This window comes from Mesonia algae (genome assembly GCF_003253545.1).
Classification (GTDB): Bacteria; Bacteroidota; Bacteroidia; order Flavobacteriales; family Flavobacteriaceae; genus Mesonia; species Mesonia algae.
In genome coordinates this window covers 474,254-491,623 of sequence record NZ_QKYV01000001.1, presented here as the reverse complement: position 1 = coordinate 491,623, position 17,370 = coordinate 474,254, and the positions used below count along the sequence as shown (strand labels likewise).

19 protein-coding genes are annotated in these 17,370 nt (G+C 33.9%); 6 read left to right on the top strand and 13 right to left on the bottom strand.

Annotated elements, in window-relative coordinates; genetic code table 11:
- The first annotated feature begins 11 nt into the window (after positions 1-11).
- Both LX95_RS14565 and LX95_RS02275 read left to right on the top strand, forming a co-directional pair.
- On the top strand, positions 12-176 hold the full coding sequence (locus LX95_RS14565; protein WP_170116566.1) for a hypothetical protein: 165 nt from the start codon (positions 12-14) through the stop codon (positions 174-176).
- Positions 177-217: 41 nt separating this feature from the next.
- Complete coding sequence (locus tag LX95_RS02275; RefSeq protein WP_211307630.1) at positions 218-574, top strand: hypothetical protein; 357 nt, start codon at positions 218-220, stop codon at positions 572-574.
- Here the strand turns inward: LX95_RS02275 and LX95_RS02270 are convergent.
- Positions 571-1,323, bottom strand: coding sequence for a UDP-2,3-diacylglucosamine diphosphatase (locus tag LX95_RS02270; protein ID WP_111539990.1), 753 nt, complete (start codon positions 1,321-1,323; stop codon positions 571-573). The genes LX95_RS02275 and LX95_RS02270 overlap by 4 nt on opposite strands.
- 141 nt (positions 1,324-1,464) lie before the next feature.
- The gene (locus LX95_RS02265) at positions 1,465-1,914 is read right to left on the bottom strand and encodes a 6-pyruvoyl trahydropterin synthase family protein (protein ID WP_111539791.1); all 450 of its coding nucleotides are present in this window, start codon (positions 1,912-1,914) and stop codon (positions 1,465-1,467) included.
- A gap of 231 nt (positions 1,915-2,145) precedes the next feature.
- Between LX95_RS02265 and LX95_RS02260 the strand changes: the two genes are divergently transcribed.
- Positions 2,146-2,787, top strand: coding sequence for a 2OG-Fe(II) oxygenase (locus LX95_RS02260; RefSeq protein WP_111539989.1), 642 nt, complete (start codon positions 2,146-2,148; stop codon positions 2,785-2,787).
- Here the strand turns inward: LX95_RS02260 and LX95_RS02255 are convergent.
- The 10 genes from LX95_RS02255 to LX95_RS02210 all read right to left on the bottom strand — a co-directional run bounded on the left by LX95_RS02255 (position 2,762) and on the right by LX95_RS02210 (position 13,709).
- The gene (locus tag LX95_RS02255) at positions 2,762-2,986 is read right to left on the bottom strand and encodes a hypothetical protein (protein WP_111539790.1); all 225 of its coding nucleotides are present in this window, start codon (positions 2,984-2,986) and stop codon (positions 2,762-2,764) included. The genes LX95_RS02260 and LX95_RS02255 overlap by 26 nt on opposite strands.
- Before the next feature lie 70 nt (positions 2,987-3,056).
- A complete protein-coding gene (locus LX95_RS02250) occupies positions 3,057-4,520 on the bottom strand; it encodes a magnesium chelatase (protein ID WP_111539789.1) in 1,464 nt (487 codons plus the stop codon).
- Positions 4,521-4,687: 167 nt separating this feature from the next.
- On the bottom strand, positions 4,688-5,809 hold the full coding sequence (locus tag LX95_RS02245; RefSeq protein WP_111539788.1) for a vWA domain-containing protein: 1,122 nt from the start codon (positions 5,807-5,809) through the stop codon (positions 4,688-4,690).
- Positions 5,810-5,887: 78 nt separating this feature from the next.
- A complete protein-coding gene (locus LX95_RS02240; RefSeq protein ID WP_111539787.1) occupies positions 5,888-6,808 on the bottom strand; it encodes a DMT family transporter in 921 nt (306 codons plus the stop codon).
- 13 nt (positions 6,809-6,821) lie between these two features.
- Positions 6,822-8,147 (bottom strand): MATE family efflux transporter, encoded by a 1,326-nt coding sequence (locus LX95_RS02235; protein WP_111539786.1) that lies wholly within the window; start codon positions 8,145-8,147, stop codon positions 6,822-6,824.
- Between the two features lie 48 nt (positions 8,148-8,195).
- Positions 8,196-9,101: a M14 family metallopeptidase gene (locus LX95_RS02230; protein ID WP_111539785.1), complete on the bottom strand. Its 906-nt coding sequence runs from the start codon at positions 9,099-9,101 to the stop codon at positions 8,196-8,198.
- 18 nt (positions 9,102-9,119) lie between these two features.
- Complete coding sequence (locus LX95_RS02225; RefSeq protein ID WP_111539784.1) at positions 9,120-10,166, bottom strand: glutathione synthetase; 1,047 nt, start codon at positions 10,164-10,166, stop codon at positions 9,120-9,122.
- Positions 10,163-12,013, bottom strand: a complete 1,851-nt coding sequence (locus LX95_RS02220) for a flavohemoglobin expression-modulating QEGLA motif protein (RefSeq protein ID WP_111539783.1) — start codon at positions 12,011-12,013, stop codon at positions 10,163-10,165. Before LX95_RS02220 ends, LX95_RS02225 begins: the two co-directional genes overlap by 4 nt.
- 188 nt (positions 12,014-12,201) lie before the next feature.
- A complete protein-coding gene (locus tag LX95_RS02215; RefSeq protein WP_111539782.1) occupies positions 12,202-12,714 on the bottom strand; it encodes an acyl-CoA thioesterase in 513 nt (170 codons plus the stop codon).
- 44 nt (positions 12,715-12,758) lie between these two features.
- Positions 12,759-13,709: an HU domain-containing protein gene (locus LX95_RS02210; protein ID WP_245924710.1), complete on the bottom strand. Its 951-nt coding sequence runs from the start codon at positions 13,707-13,709 to the stop codon at positions 12,759-12,761.
- 104 nt (positions 13,710-13,813) lie between these two features.
- On the opposite strand from LX95_RS02210, the gene dprA reads away from it, so the two are divergent.
- Together dprA and LX95_RS02200 are read left to right on the top strand one after the other, a co-directional pair.
- On the top strand, positions 13,814-14,911 hold the full coding sequence (gene dprA, locus LX95_RS02205) for a DNA-processing protein DprA (RefSeq protein WP_111539780.1): 1,098 nt from the start codon (positions 13,814-13,816) through the stop codon (positions 14,909-14,911).
- Positions 14,912-15,302: 391 nt separating this feature from the next.
- Positions 15,303-15,524 carry a hypothetical protein gene (locus LX95_RS02200; protein ID WP_111539779.1) on the top strand — a complete coding sequence of 74 codons (222 nt, stop codon included), beginning with the start codon at positions 15,303-15,305 and terminating at the stop codon, positions 15,522-15,524.
- 59 nt (positions 15,525-15,583) lie between these two features.
- Here the strand turns inward: LX95_RS02200 and trpS are convergent, their stop codons facing one another.
- Positions 15,584-16,552 carry a tryptophan--tRNA ligase gene (gene trpS / locus LX95_RS02195; protein WP_111539778.1) on the bottom strand — a complete coding sequence of 323 codons (969 nt, stop codon included), beginning with the start codon at positions 16,550-16,552 and terminating at the stop codon, positions 15,584-15,586.
- A gap of 67 nt (positions 16,553-16,619) precedes the next feature.
- Between trpS and LX95_RS02190 the strand changes: the two genes are divergently transcribed.
- Positions 16,620-17,357 (top strand): lysophospholipid acyltransferase family protein, encoded by a 738-nt coding sequence (locus tag LX95_RS02190; RefSeq protein ID WP_111539777.1) that lies wholly within the window; start codon positions 16,620-16,622, stop codon positions 17,355-17,357.
- Positions 17,358-17,370 lie beyond the last annotated feature (13 nt).

Genomic DNA, 17,370 nt, shown 5'->3' with positions numbered 1-17,370 from the left:
CAACTATCAACTTGAATAAATATTACTTAGATATATTCGCCATAATTTTTTTAACAGGCTTTGCCATTTTAGCTTATTCTTTAGGGTGGTGGCAAAATTATTCCGCATTTGTATTGATACCGCTTTTAGGAGCTTATTTTCTTGGAAAAGAGATTGCTAAAAAGCAGGAAAAATAAAACGCATTTTTAGTTTAGAATTATTCTAAATAAGTTTATCTTTGATTCAAAAGATAAGCATGGAAGAAATAGATATCATACACAAAACCCAATTCGGAATTTCTTTTTTTTGGAAATCAAAAAAAGATAAATTACAAGTGGTATTTAGAGACACGGGTTTTTTTCTTAGCGTAGAAGAGGTAAAGTTGTTTCAAAAAAATGTAATTGAAGCAGTAGAACAAGGCTGTTGTTCACAATGCAAGACGCCAAAAGACTGCAAGTCTATTCTTCTAAAAACGCCATCTTCAAAAATTGAATTGGCGGTTAGTAAAATAGAATTAGAAGAAATTAATACCTTATTAGGAGCAACATTATTTCAATTAGACCTTAAAAAATATTTAGAAGTTTGCGCTAATTAATATTCCTTTAACTCAAATGTATTTCCGTTAAAAACTCCATAGGTGTAATAATTAATCCAATCTCCAAGATTGTGATAAGTAGAGTCTTTTCCTACTTCTATACTCATAGGTAAATGTCGGTGTCCAAAAACAAAATAATCGTAATGTTTACTTTCTAATTTTCGCTTAGCATATTGTACTAACCACTCATTTTCTTCTCCTAAAAATTTGGCATCGTCATCGCCAGAGATCAGTTTATTTTTAACTGAGAGGTGCTGTGCTAATGGCACCCCCAAATCTGGATGAAACCAACGGTACAACCATTTAGAAAAAGGATTGGTAAACACCTTTTTCATTCGTTTGTAGCCTTTGTCTCCCGGGCCTAGACCATCGCCGTGTCCTATGAGAAAGGTTTTGTTATTAAAAATAAATTCTTTGGGTTGGTGAAAGACAGGAATGTTTAATTCGTCTTCAAAATAAGAGTTCATCCAAAGATCATGGTTACCAACAAAAAAGTAAATAGGGATTCCGCTGTCACGGATTTCGGCTAATTTTCCTAAAACACGTACAAATCCTTTGGGGACTACGTGTTTATATTCAAACCAAAAATCGAATAGATCTCCCAGCAAAAAAATGGCTGCTGCATCTTCTTTTACCTCATCTAGCCATTGCACAAATTTTTTCTCTCTGGGTTTGCTTAATTCTTGAGTAGGAGCGCCTAAGTGATTATCACTTGAAAAATAAACTTTTTTACCTGGAGGAATCTGCATGGTTTTCATTGTAGAAATCAAATATACTTATTTCTAAGAAGATTTTTTTTTGCGTTAGGGATTGAAATGAAAATCCTTTAAGAGTTTTTGAAGAAAACTTTTAAAGATTGCAATGTAAAGCCCGACCCGCAGGGAAACGCCCTAATTATCACTCGCAAACCACTCGGCAAAACTAGTTTCAGTTTCTTGAAGTTTTAAGCTGTGTAATTGTATTTCTTTAGGAAGTCTTGCTTTAATTTTTTCGGCAAAATCTATGATCATTTGCTCGCTTGTGGGTTGATAATCTACCAAAATAACATTATGATCTCTCTTTATCAATTCTTCTGCCAGTTCTATATGCGGCGTAGTTTTATTGAGTACCGTAGCGTGATCAAATTGGTCTACAATTTCTTCTTTCACAATTTTTTTTAGATCGCTAAAATCGATCACCATTCCGTTTTTTACGTGGTTACGGTCGTTAATAGGTTGTCCTATTACCGTAACGTTAAGTTTATAGCTATGACCGTGTACGTTTTTACATTTACCATCGTAACCATAAAGGGCGTGACCCGTTTCAAAATTAAATTGTTTGGTAAGGCGAATTTGACTCATTATTTCTTGAATTTATTATAAAGAACCACTGCAACTACTGCTATACCTAAAATTAAGAAAAGTCCTGGGCCGCTTAAAAATTGTAATATTTCCACTAGTAAAAATTTTATTTGTGCTGCAAAGTTAAGGATTAAACTTGAGTTGAATTAAATTTTAATTTTTCTGATTTTTTTAAAACTATACAATCAAAAAAAAGGACTAATATTGCCGGGCTATTTTATAAATATTTTAATGCTAAATACCGAACTTTTTGAGCAAGTAGATTTTGAAGTAAATCTAAAATTTGAGAAAATAATTGAAGACTTATTAAAAGATCAATACAGTATCATTGATACATTTTTCGATGCCTCGGAAATAGAAATTCTACGTACAGCGACATTACAGAAGTTTGAAGAAGACCAATTTAAAAAATCTGCCATAGGAAACCGAACTAACGAGGTAATTGAAAAAGCCATACGAGGTGATTTTATTTTATGGATAGATGAACAAAAGGCAGATCGGGCAGAAAGTATTTTTTTTACAAAAATAAATAACCTTGTAGCTTACCTTAATAAAACTTGCTTTATGGGAATTTTACATAAAGAGTTTCATTATGCGGTATATCCTACAGGAACATTTTACAAGAGGCATTTAGATACTTTCCAAAATGATTCTCGTAGAAAACTGTCGATTGTTTGCTATTTAAATGAAGAGAATTGGTTAACTACCAACGGTGGGGAATTGGTTATTTACAAACCCTATGGTGGCGAAGAAGTGATTTATCCTATGCCTGGTAGAGTTGTAATTTTTGAAAGTCAGGTTTTAGAACACGAAGTAAAAAAGGTCACCAACGATCAACGTTTAAGTATCACCGGTTGGTTGAAGACTCGTTAGTATTTTGTCGAGCTTCTTCTTGCCTTTTTAAACGTTCTCGTTTCAACCTCTTAGAATACATAAGAACGATTAAAGCAATAACAACAACTGCCGTAATATAAAACCAATTGGCAGCTATAAAATCTCCTAAAGTATACCAACCAAATTGCTGATTCGTATCTGTTTTTTCTTCGTTAGGTATATGAATTTGTTGAAGCATGGTCTTGTATTTTTCTTAAAGTTAGAAAAAATGAATTACAAGACCATGCGTTTTAGCTTAGCTTTAACCCTTATAAATTATTGATAAAATTACCATATAGGTCTTGAAATTGAGTGCCTTCAGAAAAGTCGTGCTTACTTAGTTTTTGATAGGCAGCTAATCCCCACAATACCATCTCCATCATAAAAAATTGATCATTCTCATTTACATCGGGAACGTATTTTTTTACAAGTTGAGGTAAGGGAGTAATTCTTAATAAAGTTTGCTGGTATTCTTCATCACTCAAATCTGACGTTATTGCAACCCCTTCCTGATTAAAAAACCAATTAAGTAAATCATCATAAGGCGTTTCTTCGTCTTGTTTTTGAAGCTTTTCAATTTTCGGGAAGTAAGTAGTGAATAACGTTTTTACAGCTTCGGTCATTAATTCTTTGGCTACAAAATCGGCTCCTTCTTGTTCACCTTCATATACCAATTCTATTTTCCCAGTGATAGCAGGGATTATTCCTATAAAATCACTTAATCGAAGTTGCGTATGCTTATCATCAGCTATTATTGCTCTACGCTCTGCCGTACTCAATAAGTTTTGAAAAGCAGTAATACTCATTCTTGCACTAATACCACTTTTTACATCTACATATTCGCTTTTTCTCGCCTCAAAACTAATTTGTTCTAATACATCTTTAGCAATTTCAGGGACACTTACTCGGGTATTTTGATTCTCTTCTAGTTTTGCTTCTTGTGCTGTAATCTTTTTAGCCGTTTCTATATCTTTAGGATAGTGCGTCAGAATTTGAGAGCCAATTCTATCTTTAAGTGGCGTGACAATGCTTCCTCGGTTGGTGTAATCTTCAGGGTTTGCGGTAAAGATAAACTGAAGATCTAGCGGCATTCTTAACTTAAAACCACGTATTTGAATGTCTCCTTCTTGTAAAATATTAAAAAGAGCCACCTGTATTCTGGCTTGTAAATCGGGCAACTCGTTAATTACAAAAATACAGCGGTTTGCGCGTGGTATCATCCCAAAATGAATAACACGATCATCGGCATAAGTCAATTTTAAATTAGCAGCTTTAATAGGATCTACATCCCCAATTAAATCGGCTACAGTGACATCTGGCGTTGCTAATTTTTCAGCAAAACGATCGTCTCTATGCAACCAACTTAACGGAGTGTCATCTCCCATTTCATTTAAAGTCTCTTGTGCAAACCTAGAGATAGGATGAAAAGGATCATCATTAATTTCTGAACCTTTAACTACAGGTATATATTCATCTAATAACTGAAGCATTAAACGCGCAAGTCTTGTCTTTGCTTGTCCTCTTAATCCTAAAAGATTAATGTTATGTTTAGATAGAATTGCACGTTCCAATTCTGGAATTACTGTTTTTTCATAGCCGTGAATTCTTTCAAAAACTTGTTCTTTACGCTTTATTTTATCAATAAGATTTTGGCGAAGTTCTTCTTTGATACTTTTACTTTGGTATCCTGTATTTTTTAACTCGCCAAATGTTTTTATTTCAGTTAAATTCATTTTTATATTTCTTTGGGCGCAACCCTGCGGGTCGGGCTTTCACGAGTCGCTTTTTTAAACTGTAGCTCTCGCAACATTTTAAAAAGAGCTTCAACAATCGCTCAATCCCTTGCGCATTAATATTTATTCTTTTTCTCTTTAGGCTGAACGAAGTCAAAACCTATTATTTACCGTATTCTCTTTTTTCTATTCGCTTCATAATCTTCAAAAATCATCTCTCCTAATCCCGAAAGTCCAGTGTAATAAGCTTTTCCTTGATTGGAAGCAGAAAATTCATCTACAAATTGTTGTAAATAAGGGTCTGATGCTATCATAAATGTAGTGATAGGAATATTTAATTTTCTGGCTTGTGCTGCCATATTATAGCAGCGTTGGGTAATATATTCATCTAAGCCCATAGAGTTTTTGTAATATGTACCATCGGGTAAGCGCAAGCAACTGGGTTTACCATCAGTAATCATAAAAATTTGTTTATTGGCATTTCGTTTTCTTCTTAAAATATCCATCGCCAATTGCAATCCGGCAACGGTATTGGTATGAAACGGACCTACTTGTAGATAAGGCAAATCTTTAATTTTTATAGGCCAAGCATCATTTCCAAAAACGATTACATCTAAGGAGTCTTTGGGATATTGAGTAAGAATTAATTCCGCTAAGGCCATCGCCACTTTTTTGGCAGGAGTAATACGGTCTTCACCATATAAAATCATACTATGACTTATATCGATCATTAAAACCGTGCTCATTTGCGATTTATGATTGCTTTCTTCTACCACCAAATCATCTTCGCTTAAATGAAAATCGTCTAAACCATGGTTAATTTGTGCATTTCTCAAACTCTCTGTCATAGAGATTTTATCTAGCGCATCTCCATATTGATAATTCCTAAAATCTTCTGTAGAATCCTGGGTATTTCCTGTATGTTTTGTTTTATGGTTACCCGAGGCGCCTTTACGCATTTTCCCAAAAATTTGTTTTAATGCACGTTGTCGTATCGCTTTTTCGGTTTTTGAAGTAATTTCAATTCCGTTTTTACCATCAGGTTTTACACGTTCTTGAATGTAGCCTTTTGCTTTAAGATCTTCAATAAAGTCTTCGATACTATAATCTGGAGTGGTCAATTCATATTCCTTATCGAGTTGACGAAGCCAATCTATAGCTTCATCAAAATCTCCAGACGTGTGGGTAATTAATTCTTTAAAAACCTCAAAAAGAACTTCAAAGGGAGATTGATATGGTTTTTTGTAGGTTTTAAAAATAAAACCACTACTAACATCGTTTCTATTCATACCTTAAAATTACGACTTTTTAAAGCAATTTTAAATAGACAGATGTTAAACTGAAATTAATATTATAAATAGAAGTTTTTAGATTTTGGTTTTTTTTCTCTTCAACACTTTTTCCATAAGACGTACAAAATTAATGTTATCAAAAATTAATCCGCCAACGATTAATCCTAAACCTATAAGGGTTGAGCTTTGGATGTTTTCCCCAACCGTAAAGTAAATAACGATTAAAGACAAAAATGGGACGAGGTAGATTAATCGACTTACTTTAGCTGTGTGCGTCGATTTTTTTAAAGCCATAGACCAAATAATAAAAGTAACTCCCATTTCAAACAATCCTACATAAACAGCACCCATATAATGCTTAGCGGAAAAAGTAGGGAAACTCGAAAAAGCAGCTAGAGCAATACTAATGTAAACGATTCCGAAAAGGAAATTGAGAAAGAGCTTGCTAATTTCATCTCGTTTATCTTTGATATTGTAAATCCAAAACAGCGCCCAAATTACAGCAGAAGCAATTCCTAAAATAGCTCCGTAAGGGTTGCTAAAAGAGAAACCTAGTAAATTACCTCGTGTAGAAATGGTGAGAACACCTAAAAAGCTAATGAGAATCGCTAAAAAATTTTGAATATTTATCTTTTGCTTTAAGATGGGAATAGACAAAAGCGTCATCATAATAGGCCACGTATAATTTAAAGGCTGGGCTTCTTGAGCAGGCAATAGATCATAAGCTTTAAATAAAACGATATAGTAAAGAAAGGGATTTATGAGTCCAAAAACAGCAGATTTTAAGTAAGCTTTTAAAGGAAGTTTAAACACATTTTTCAACTTTCCTTGACCTACTATGACGATAAAAAGCACCACTAAAGAAACCGAAACAGAAAGAAAGAGCAATTGTAAAAAATCGAGATATGCTAAGCTAATTTTCATCGCAGAAGCCACAGTTGCCCATAACAGAACAGAAATGCCAGCGTAGAGGTAAGCTTTGTGTTGATCTTGCATAAACCTTAATGTTTTAATTCAAATATTTTCTTCTAAACTGAATAACCAATGCGCTGCTGCGGATGAGCATCCAAACCAAAAAACCAAGCCAAATGGCATAAAGCTTTAATCCAAAATAGTCTGCCAACAAAAGGGTAGGTGTAAAACCTAAAAAAGTGGCTGCCAATAAAATATTGCGAAGGTATTTAGCTTCTCCCAAGCCTTTAAAAATACCGTCGAACATAAAAGCAATAGCGTTTATAGGTTGCATTAAAAGTACTAACCAAAATACTGAAGAGAATAAAACCAATACACTTTCTTCTTTGTTAAAGATAAGTCCGATTTCATCGTAAAATAACCCACAAATTCCTACTAAAATAAAAGCGATAAACACCGCATACTTGCAAATGTCTTTACTTAAATTCCATAGTCTGGTATAATCTTTTGCACCTAAAAGTCTTCCACTTATAGCGTTCCCTGCATTAGCATAACCATCAATAAAAAAGGAAAAGAAGAGCCAAATGTTCATCAAAATACTCTGCGCAGCAATATAGTTTTTACCATAATCTGTAGCGTAAGCATTTGCTAAATAAATGGCGAAATTGAGCGCTGCCGTTCTTACGAACAGATTAGCTGCCATAATAAGAAGTGGTTTCATTTGAGGGTTAATATTGAAACTCAGCTTTAAATGGAATGGTGTTTTTTTAAAGAAGTAATACAAAGCCATAATAAGCATGGTAGCTTGTGCAGCAAGACTCGCATAAGCGGCTCCAGCCAAATGCAGAGGAGGAATATAACCTTCAACGCCATAGACAAGTAAAAAATCTAGCCCTACGTTAACTGCCGCTCCTGCCAAACTACACTTCATGGCCCAAAGTGTATTTTGAAGCCCGCGAAAAATTCCGAAAATAGCAAAAGTGACTAAGGTGAGTGGATAGCCAAGGGCCCTAATCGTGTAGTATTCTTGCGTGTATTGAAGTATTAATCCATCGGCATTGTAAGCGCTAAAAATAGCTTCAGCAAAAAAGGCTGTAAGTCCGTAAATAACGAGACTCAAAAACAAATTAAAAAGAATGGCCTGTGGTATTAAAGTCTTTACCGCATGAATTCTATTGGCTCCTAAGTGTTGAGAAATAATAGAAGAAATAGCGGTTTTGGTTTGTGCGACAATCCAAATAATAGCCGATAAGAATGATCCTACAATTCCGGCAGCAGCCAAGGCTTCAATAGAGTTTTTTTCTACATTTCCAATTACTGCGATATCGGTTAAAGAAATAAGCGGTTCTGCTATTCCTGCAATAATAGCTGGAATTGCAATTTTGTTTATTTCTTTAAAAGATACTTTTGGAGTTGTGGCCAAGACTTAAAATTTTAAGCCACAAATTTCTTTAAAAGGATTTTAAAAACCTCAATCTTTCACTTCTTTAATTACAAAAAAACCATCATTTCCTTGCGCTTGATATAAAGGCATAAAAATTCTTGCGTTCCACTGACTTTTAATTTCTTTTCCGTTTTGAATGGCAAGCAATTCCCCCTTTTTTATTTCTTGAAAATTTTGAAAACCAGGTTGCATTTTAAAATCGTCGTTATTTTCTAATCCGTGGCGGTATTCAATATCAAAAACTTTTTGTGCGGGTGCATTTTTAGTTTTAAAATTTTCGACACAATCGGGGTAGCAAGAAATAAGACTTAAATCTAAGTTGCAGGCTTCTTTTAAGCAAAGCCAAATCATCCCTTCTTGGTTTTCTACAGAAGATTTGCTTTCGTGTTGACCAGCTTCAAAAACAAAGCCAGTAAGACCAGTTCTACTTAGGTAATGATCAAAATCGCCCGTAATAATGTCGCTAAATCCTCTTACGATATAAGTAGGGAAGTTACGCGACCACGCATCGTTATCGTTTACTTCTTGTACAGAAAGGTAAGGGAGACTATCAGAAGAAGTGGTATGACAATCCATAAAATAGCGCTTGGTAAAATTAGCTTCAGGATATTTTTTTAGTACTTCAATAATCTCGTACATCTCTTTCTCTTCGTGACTTTCAGCTTTCCCCTTTTCTATGTTTTCTTCTGTCCAAACCCGATTAAGATCTTCGTCTATATAACGTTGATTTTTATTAAGTGCTTTATGGTTTCCAGAAATTCCGACAAGGGTTCCGTTAATGTGAGGTTGGGTTTTTTCTAATTCTTTAAACACTTTTTGGAGAGCAATAACTCCGCTGGGTTCATTCCCATGAATTCCTGCACTTATAAATAATAAAGGGCCTTTATTGCCAGAGGTATATTCTCCTAATATTCTTGTTACGTTCTCTTTCATTTTTCTCTTTTCTAAAAATTATTCCATAGTAGCCAAAACCCTGTTAGAAAGGTGATGACCATACATTTTTTTATATTTTAGCTTTCTCTCTATTGCATCGATAATTTCGTCACCAAAATCGGGATAATCTATTTGATGGAAATAATCTAACCCCCCCGGACTTAATACATTAATTTCTATCAACTTGTCTTTAACCACATCTAGACCAACAAAGAACAAACCATCTTGAATTAATTTTGGTGCAACCACCTCAATAATCTTTTTAAAATCATCGGTAAGCTCAACTGCTTCTGCCGTTGCTCCTTGATTAAAATTACTTCTAAATTCACCTTCTCCCATTTTTCTTCTAATCATAGAGTGTTTACCGTCACGTTCAATAAGTCTACCGTTCATTAGCAAAATTCTCACATCGCCGTCTTTTACATCGGGTAAATATTCTTGCCCAATCACATAACCTTGATTTAATAAGGTTTCGATAATTTGGTTGAGGTTTTTTTCATTTTCATCAATAAGATAAACATCTCTTCCACCCGAACCCTCCAAGGGTTTAAGCACCATTTTTTTGTTTTGCTTTTCAAAGAATTCTAAAATATCTTCTTTCTTGCGGGTAATGACAGAATCGGGTTTTATACTTAACGGAAGTTCTTCAAAGTAAAGTTTATCTATAAAAGCGTGCGATAGCGCATAAGCATCATTAAGTACTAAAACACCTTCTTGTTGCATCATTTTTCCAAAAGCGACACCTGCATGTTCTGCCCATTGTCTTTCTACTTCTTCAGTAGGGTTATTCCTAATAAAAAGCACATCTACATTTTTAGAAGAGATCTTCTTTTTCTTGAGCTTAGCCTTCTTAACATCATCAATAAACTTTTTAGCCGATTTCGTTTTCACGGATTTAGGCACTTGAAGTACATAAATACTTAGCGGTTCATTATGTGTGAAATTAAAATCACCTACATCCATCATTAATACGGTATGACCTCTTTGGTGAGCATTGTGCATAAGCAAAACAGAACTGTTATAGTTCTCTTCGTGGACGTTATTTACTACAAAACATATTTTCATGGGTTGATCATTTGTGAGATGGGCAGGCCTTCTCTAATTAGTTGTAATCTCTCTTTTGCTTTATTACTAGTTAAATAACTAGGTCGTAATTTTGGTGGATGTAAAACTTGTCTTTCGGTTAATTCTTTGACGACTTCTAAATGCTTTAAGCTGAATTTACCAGCTAGCAATGGCTCATAATCTCCATCATTTTGTAGGTAATTGCGTAAAAGCACTAATCCTTTTAAATAAATTATATCTTTTATGAATCCTCCACCTTGCATAATTCTCGAAGTGATATTAAAAGCACTCTCGGGAGAAAAATCTTTTTCTTGAGTAAGCAATCTAAATATTTGTTGAAAATCTCCTCCATCCATTAGAGCTTTTCCTGCAACTACTCTTCCTGCCAAGGTTCGTAATCGATTAGCAGTAAGTCCTCCAATTAAATACTCAGACATTACAGCGAGTCCTTCTTGTAAGGTATCATAGTCGGCTAACCCGACACTTAATTGCTGTAAAGGTTGCTGTTGACCATTATAAAAAGTAAGCGCGTGCGTGCCAACCTCGTGCTGAATTAGTGCTTCAGCTTCTGTAGCACTCATTTTATAATCGCTAGGAATATACAACTCCCCTTGAGAGACCATCATAATATTTACATCGTCTCTTAAATGAACTTTACATTTAAAATTTTTGTCTTGCTGTTTGTAGTAAGAAAATTCTTGATGAGCTAAATCTCTAAAATAAGTAGCATCGCATATATCATTATCTTCGGTTTTTTCCTTTTCGGAAATGTCTTGTAATATTAGTTCTGCTTGTTGGCAAATTTCGTTGTCTATTCCCTTATAAAGTCGGATGCTGTTATAGAAAAAATTTTTACTTCCCCTTTCATTAAGCATCGTAATTTGCTGATCTAATTCCTCTCTTTTTTCGTGAAAAATATAAGACATAGCAGGATCATTAATGTCTTCAATTTTTAGATTGTAAAGCTTTCTTTTTAAAATATCTGGATCTATAGGAAGAAGACGATAATGGTAGTCTAAAACTTTTTTGTAGTTACTTTCAAAGAAAGTTTGTTTTATATTTTGAATATTAACAGGAGATACCAGCCATAAAAACTGAAATGATTTTTCAATATCAGCTAATTCTTTATCGATTTCAAAAACCTTTTGCTTTAAACTTTTTCTTCCTAAAGCATAATAACTCTTTATAGGATTTTTAGTTTGTACCCTTATAAAATCATATACCGCTTTTTGAACGGAGTTGATAAGAAAATCTCTAAACTTCCTAAAAAATAAAGGATACAAGTGATATTCTTTATCTCTAAAAATGGGAGGTATTTCTAAGCCTATCCATAAGGCACCAGAATCTTTGGCGTCTTCAATAGAAATTAAGGGATAATTTCCTTCCGCTTGACGGTTTTCAACATTTTTTATTTCCGCCGAAAGGCTAATTCCTTGTGATAAACCAGAAGATTTGGTAAGCTCTTCTTTAAGAATCTCTAAGGTAGTGGAGATCTTTTGTGCAGGACCTTTTATGTAAAAATTTTTACTTTCTAAAGCGCTTAGATACATCTCAAAGAGCATGTAAGAACCAAATTTTATAGAAAGCTTATGTGATAAAGTTTTTAATAGTTTTTGATAGCCCTGAAAATCTTTTTCACCAATAATAAGGTAAGCACCGCCACTATTAATCATTTTTTTGATTCCAGTATCTTCATTTACTTGACGATAGATAATGAGGTAAGGGAGGTTATTTTCTATATGCATCCATCCTCCTCCTGGAAGTTCACAATTAACCTCAGAAGATTCTTCAAGAGTAGTTAAAATCTTTTCTATAGATTTTTCTGAAAAACTAGAGATATGAAGCATTGCTAAGCGAAGTTTTATTTTTAATTAGTTAGAGAAACATTTTTCCAAAAAAACTGGGAAACATTTTCTTCTGTTAAATTAAAAATAAAACAACGTTTAGGAGTATTGCAAAAACAACTTTGGCTTTAATTTAAGAGGAAGCTGTTGGTTGTTAAGGTTTTATTTAGAAACTATAAACTTTTAGGAAGTTAATTTTCAAAAAGCGCTTTTAGTTCGGTTGCTTCTTGGGGTTTCATTTTTCCTGCCAAGACCAAACTAAGTTGTTTTCTACGTAATGCGGCATCGTATCTTTCCTTTTCTACATCAGTCTCTGGCTGTAGAGGAGGAACAGGAACGGGTAAACCGCTATCGTCTACTGCAACAAAAGTATAAATAGCATCATTGGCTTTAGAACGAATTCCGCTTTCGCGATCTTCAATCCACACATCTATAATTACCTCCATAGAGCTTTTAAAAGATCGTGAAATATTGGCTTCTACGGTAACTACACTTCCTAACGGAATTGTTTTTTTAAATGCTACGTGATTCACAGAGGCAGTAACCACAATTCTTCGGCTATGTCTTCTTGCAGCAATACTCGCAGCTCTATCCATTCTTGCAAGTAGCTCTCCCCCAAAAAGATTATTTAGAGGATTGGTCTCACTAGGTAAGACTAAATCGGTAAGTATAGTTTTTGAATCTTTAGGATGTTTTGGCTCCATCTTCTTTTTTGTGCAAAGATAAGCTTATGAATGTTAAAAAGAGATTAAAGTTCTTTAACTAACAACCAAGCTCCAGGATTGTTTGATTTTTTAATTTCGCGAAGTTTAGCTAAAGCTTCTTCTCGAGTTTCAAAACTGCCATAAACTACTTGATGTAAACCATATTTGTTAGCACCAATTTCTCTTGGAGAGAAACCTTCGGCTTTCAACTGAGTTACTTTTTTGGCTGCATTTTCTTTTTCTCTAAAAGCTCCCGCAACAATATGATAATTGCCTATTTCGGTTTTTACTTTAAATACAATTTCTGGTAGGGGATTGTTAATGACAAAAGTAGCTTCTTGTATTTGCTGTTCTACTTTTTTGGTTGCTTTTTGTTGTTCTACTAAGTTATGTTCGGTTACATTTTGGCTGTACCAATTGGCTCCAAATAATCCAGCAACACCTAATGCAATAACTCCTACAGCAGCATATTTAGCAAATGCATAGCTAGAAGTATTTCGCTTTACAATAGCTTCTTGTAAAGAAATTTCTTTTATAGAAGCTGTAGCAGTTTCTTCTTGTTGAGGTAAAGTTTTTGATACTTTTACCTTTACGGAATTAGCTTTCGTACTCTGTAACCCAAAAGAATCTAATAGGAAATTTTGACTGCCATTAACAAAGAATAATATTTTGTCATCTTTTTGATAGAAAGTACCTATTTCAGATAACTTTATTTCTTTGTGTTTAGCGAGAGAACTAGAAAGTTGTTCTACAAATAAATTGATTTTATCTACCGCTTGTTGATAGCTAATATTTTCCGCTTTAGCGATATAGTTAGCTAAAATTCCGTCATTCTCAATTAACTGTCGGTTAAAAGAAATGCTTTTAGAAGGTGCTATAAATTGCTGATTTTGAATGTCTAAATAAGCCGATTTTCTTTGGGTTAAAAAACCTCCAAAACCAGGTATAACAACGCATTCGTAGCGGTATAATAATTCTTTTATGTAGTGTTCCATTCTCATTAAAACAAAAGTAGACGTTTTTTGTAAAACGAAAAATAAGATGTCAAAATTTTATTAACAAATGTTTTTATGTAATTTTAGAAAGAGCCTAACACACTATGAGCGAGCAAGAACTAATTTATTTACTAGCATTACAAAAAGTACCAAACATCGGAGATATTTCTGCGAAAAAGCTATTAAGAACATTAGGTTCCGCGGAAGCGATTTTTAAAAGTACCAAAAAAGAACTTAAATTAATTGAAGGTTTTGGAGATTTAAAAATTAATAGCATTCACGATTCTTCTTATATGGAAGAAGCAGAACAAGAGCTTTTATTTATAGAAAAAGAAAATATTAAAGTGCGTTATTTTGAAGACAGAAATTATCCCGATTATTTAAAACATTGCATTGATGCTCCTATTTTACTATTTCAGAATGGAAATATAGACTTAGCACACAAAAAAATTATAAGTATTGTAGGAACAAGAAAAGTAACCACTCACGGAGTGGCTTTTTGCGAACAACTTATAGAAGAACTTGCACCCTTAAATCCTGTAATAGTTTCAGGCTTTGCGTACGGAGTAGATATTTGTGCACATAAGGCAGCTATGACTCATGGATTGCAAACTATAGGTTGTTTGGCTCATGGATTAGATCAAATTTATCCTAAAGCTCATGCTAAATATGAGAGTGAAGTGATGGATCATGGAGGTTTTATGACTGATTTTTGGAGCGGTTCCCACTTTGATAGAAAAAACTTTTTAAAAAGAAACCGTATCATCGCCGGTTTAAGTGAAGCTACCATTGTTATTGAAAGTGCCGAAAAGGGTGGCTCTTTGGTCACTGCCGATATAGCGAACTCTTATAATAGAGAAGTGTTTGCCGTGCCAGGAAGAAATACCGATCAGTTGAGTAAAGGCTGTAATAATCTTATAAAAACTCAACAAGCACGGTTATTAACGAGTGTAGCTGATTTGGTATATGTGCTTAATTGGGATATTCAGGATCAAAAAAAACAACAAACTCAGCTTTTTGTTGAACTTTCTACTGAAGAACAATTTGTATTTGATACTTTAAAAAAATTAGGAAAGTCTGAAGTGGATGTGCTCGCCTTACAATGTAAATTACCTACGTTTAAACTCAATCCTATATTATTGGCCTTAGAATTAAAAGGTGTTGTGAGACCATTACCTGGAAAACAATTTGAGGTAATTTAAAAGTTTTATTTCGGAATATATATTGCAACTTTAACAGAAATAATACATAATGAAAAAATTAATTTACTGTTTAGTCTTTGTACTTAGTTTAGTATCAGTAAATGCACAAGAATCTATTTATGGAATACAAACGGGAGTTTTAGGTTTTTGATGACATACAGAGAGAAGGTTAACTAATAAAATAGCATTAAGAGCCGAAATAGGTTTAGATGCTGCGCTTTTTGGTGGAAGTATTTATTTTGAAGATAACAGAACCAATTATGCCTTTGCGCCAGTAATTACAATTGAACCTAGATGGTATTATAATATTGGAAAAAGATTTGAAAAAGGAAAAGCTATTGATAAAAACAGCGCAATTTTTTTCACTATTTCTTTTAGTTATAATCCCGATTTGTTTGTAATCTCTAACGTTGATAACGTAAACGTATTTAATCAAATACGTATTGTTTCCAAATGGGCTATAAAGAGAACAATAGCAAAACATCTTACTTACGAAGCAGGAATAGGCTTAGGTTATCGATACGCTTTTTTTGATGAACAAGATTATTTCTTTCCTCCCGAAAAAGGTTTTGCAGTTTTAGACCTTCATATTAGGTTAGGATATACCTTTTAAATCATAAAAGCCACTTCTTTTTATGAAAGTGGCTTTTTTATATCTAATTTCTTATAAAATTAATACCCTAATTTTTCTCTTACTCTAGCGAGTACTCCGTTAGCAGTTTGTTGTGCTTTTTGAGCTCCAGTTTCTAAAGCTGAATCTATTTCTTCAAGGTGAGTCATATAATACTTATACTTTTCTCTCTGTACCGCATATTTGTCAATTAAAAGGTCGAATAGAGCTTGTTTTGCGTGGCCATAACCGTAATTACCACCTTCATAATTAGCCCTCATTTCTTTAATTTGTTCCGCGGAAGCGATTACTTTATAAAGGTTATACACATTACACGTATCGGGATTTTTAGGTTCTTCTAAAGGAGTACTGTCAGTCTCGATACCCATCACTTGCTTGCGTAATTTTTTATCGGTCTCAAAAAGATTGATATAATTCCCTCTAGATTTACTCATTTTTTCGCCATCGGTACCAGGAATATATTTGGTTTCTTCTTGTATTTTTCCTTCAGGCATGACAAAAGTTTCTCCCATTTGGGTATGAAAACGAGAAGCTACATCGCGGGTCATCTCTATGTGTTGCAATTGATCTTTTCCTACAGGAACTAATTCGGCATCGTATAATAAAATATCTGCTGCCATTAACATTGGGTAAGTAAATAACCCCGAGTTAACATCTGCCAATCTATCGGCTTTATCTTTAAAAGAATGTGCCAAGGTAAGACGCTGAAAAGGAAAGAAACAACTTAAATACCAAGAAAGTTCGGTTGTTTGCGGAACATCACTTTGTCTATAAAAAACAGTCTTATGAATGTCTAAACCAAATGCAAGCCAAGTTGCTGCGACAGAGTAGGTGTTGTGCCTAAGTGTTTCTGCATCTTTAATTTGCGTTAACGTATGCAAGTTAGCAATAAACAAATACGATTCGTTTTTAGAATCGTTTGCCATCTCAATAGCGGGAATAATGGCTCCTAAAAGGTTTCCTAAGTGAGGTGTGCCTGTACTTTGCACGCCTGTTAGTATTCTAGACATAATTATATTTTTTGTAAAGGTACTTTTTTTATAGAGTTTGCTAAATACATTTTCATATTTTTGGAAAATGAAGATTTTAAAGAAATCTATAATTTTGCTGTGGCGGATTTGGTTTTACGTGCTAATGGGAGTTCCTATTATACTCATGTTTCCGCTATTGCTATTGTTTACCTCTAAGGAGAAGTTTTATCCACAATTTTTTGTGTTAGCTCGGTTTTGGGCGAGAATCATAATCTACGGTATGGGCTTTAGGCCTATTGTAAAACGAGAAGCAGAACCTCAATTAGGTTCTAGCTATATGTTCGTGGCTAATCACACTTCTATGATGGATATTATGATGATGTTGCATATGGTAAAAAATCCATTTGTCTTCGTTGGTAAAAAAGAGCTAGCAAAGATTCCCATCTTCGGTTTTTTCTATAAGCGTACTTGTATTTTGGTTGACCGAAAAAATATACGCAGTCGAAAAGAAGTTTTTAATCAAGCCCAGCGTAGGCTTAATCAAGGAGTAAGTATTTGCATTTTTCCCGAAGGAGGCGTGCCCGATGATGAAACTACAATATTAGACCCTTTTAAAGATGGCGCTTTTAGGTTGGCTATAGATCATAAAATAGCTATTGTGCCTTTAGTATTCTACGATAATAAAAAAAGATTTTCATATACATTTTTTAGCGGAAGCCCGGGTAGAATGAGAGCAAAAATCCTTCCTTTCTTTTCTACTCAACCATATTCCCACGAAAATAAAGCGCAGCTAAAAGAAAAAGTAAGGCAAGTAATCTTAGACGAATTAACTTCTGAAAAGTAAAAAGGCTTATCTT

Bases quoted from the DNA above. Each gene is read 5' to 3' on its own strand.
- dprA (WP_111539780.1), top strand. From the start codon at position 13,814: ATGAGCGAGCAAGAACTAATTTATTTACTAGCATTACAAAAAGTACCA.
- LX95_RS02225 (WP_111539784.1), bottom strand. From the start codon at position 10,166: ATGAAAATATGTTTTGTAGTAAATAACGTCCACGAAGAGAACTATAAC.
- trpS (WP_111539778.1), bottom strand. From the start codon at position 16,552: ATGTCTAGAATACTAACAGGCGTGCAAAGTACAGGCACACCTCACTTA.
- LX95_RS02245 (WP_111539788.1), bottom strand. From the start codon at position 5,809: ATGAATAGAAACGATGTTAGTAGTGGTTTTATTTTTAAAACCTACAAA.
- LX95_RS02260 (WP_111539989.1), top strand. From the start codon at position 2,146: ATGCTAAATACCGAACTTTTTGAGCAAGTAGATTTTGAAGTAAATCTA.
- LX95_RS02250 (WP_111539789.1), bottom strand. From the start codon at position 4,520: ATGAATTTAACTGAAATAAAAACATTTGGCGAGTTAAAAAATACAGGA.
- LX95_RS02240 (WP_111539787.1), bottom strand. From the start codon at position 6,808: ATGCAAGATCAACACAAAGCTTACCTCTACGCTGGCATTTCTGTTCTG.
- LX95_RS02210 (WP_245924710.1), bottom strand. From the start codon at position 13,709: ATGGAACACTACATAAAAGAATTATTATACCGCTACGAATGCGTTGTT.
- LX95_RS02190 (WP_111539777.1), top strand. From the start codon at position 16,620: ATGAAGATTTTAAAGAAATCTATAATTTTGCTGTGGCGGATTTGGTTT.
- LX95_RS02270 (WP_111539990.1), bottom strand. From the start codon at position 1,323: ATGCAGATTCCTCCAGGTAAAAAAGTTTATTTTTCAAGTGATAATCAC.
- LX95_RS02265 (WP_111539791.1), bottom strand. From the start codon at position 1,914: ATGAGTCAAATTCGCCTTACCAAACAATTTAATTTTGAAACGGGTCAC.
- LX95_RS02215 (WP_111539782.1), bottom strand. From the start codon at position 12,714: ATGGAGCCAAAACATCCTAAAGATTCAAAAACTATACTTACCGATTTA.
- LX95_RS02230 (WP_111539785.1), bottom strand. From the start codon at position 9,101: ATGAAAGAGAACGTAACAAGAATATTAGGAGAATATACCTCTGGCAAT.
- LX95_RS02220 (WP_111539783.1), bottom strand. From the start codon at position 12,013: ATGCTTCATATCTCTAGTTTTTCAGAAAAATCTATAGAAAAGATTTTA.
- LX95_RS02255 (WP_111539790.1), bottom strand. From the start codon at position 2,986: ATGCTTCAACAAATTCATATACCTAACGAAGAAAAAACAGATACGAAT.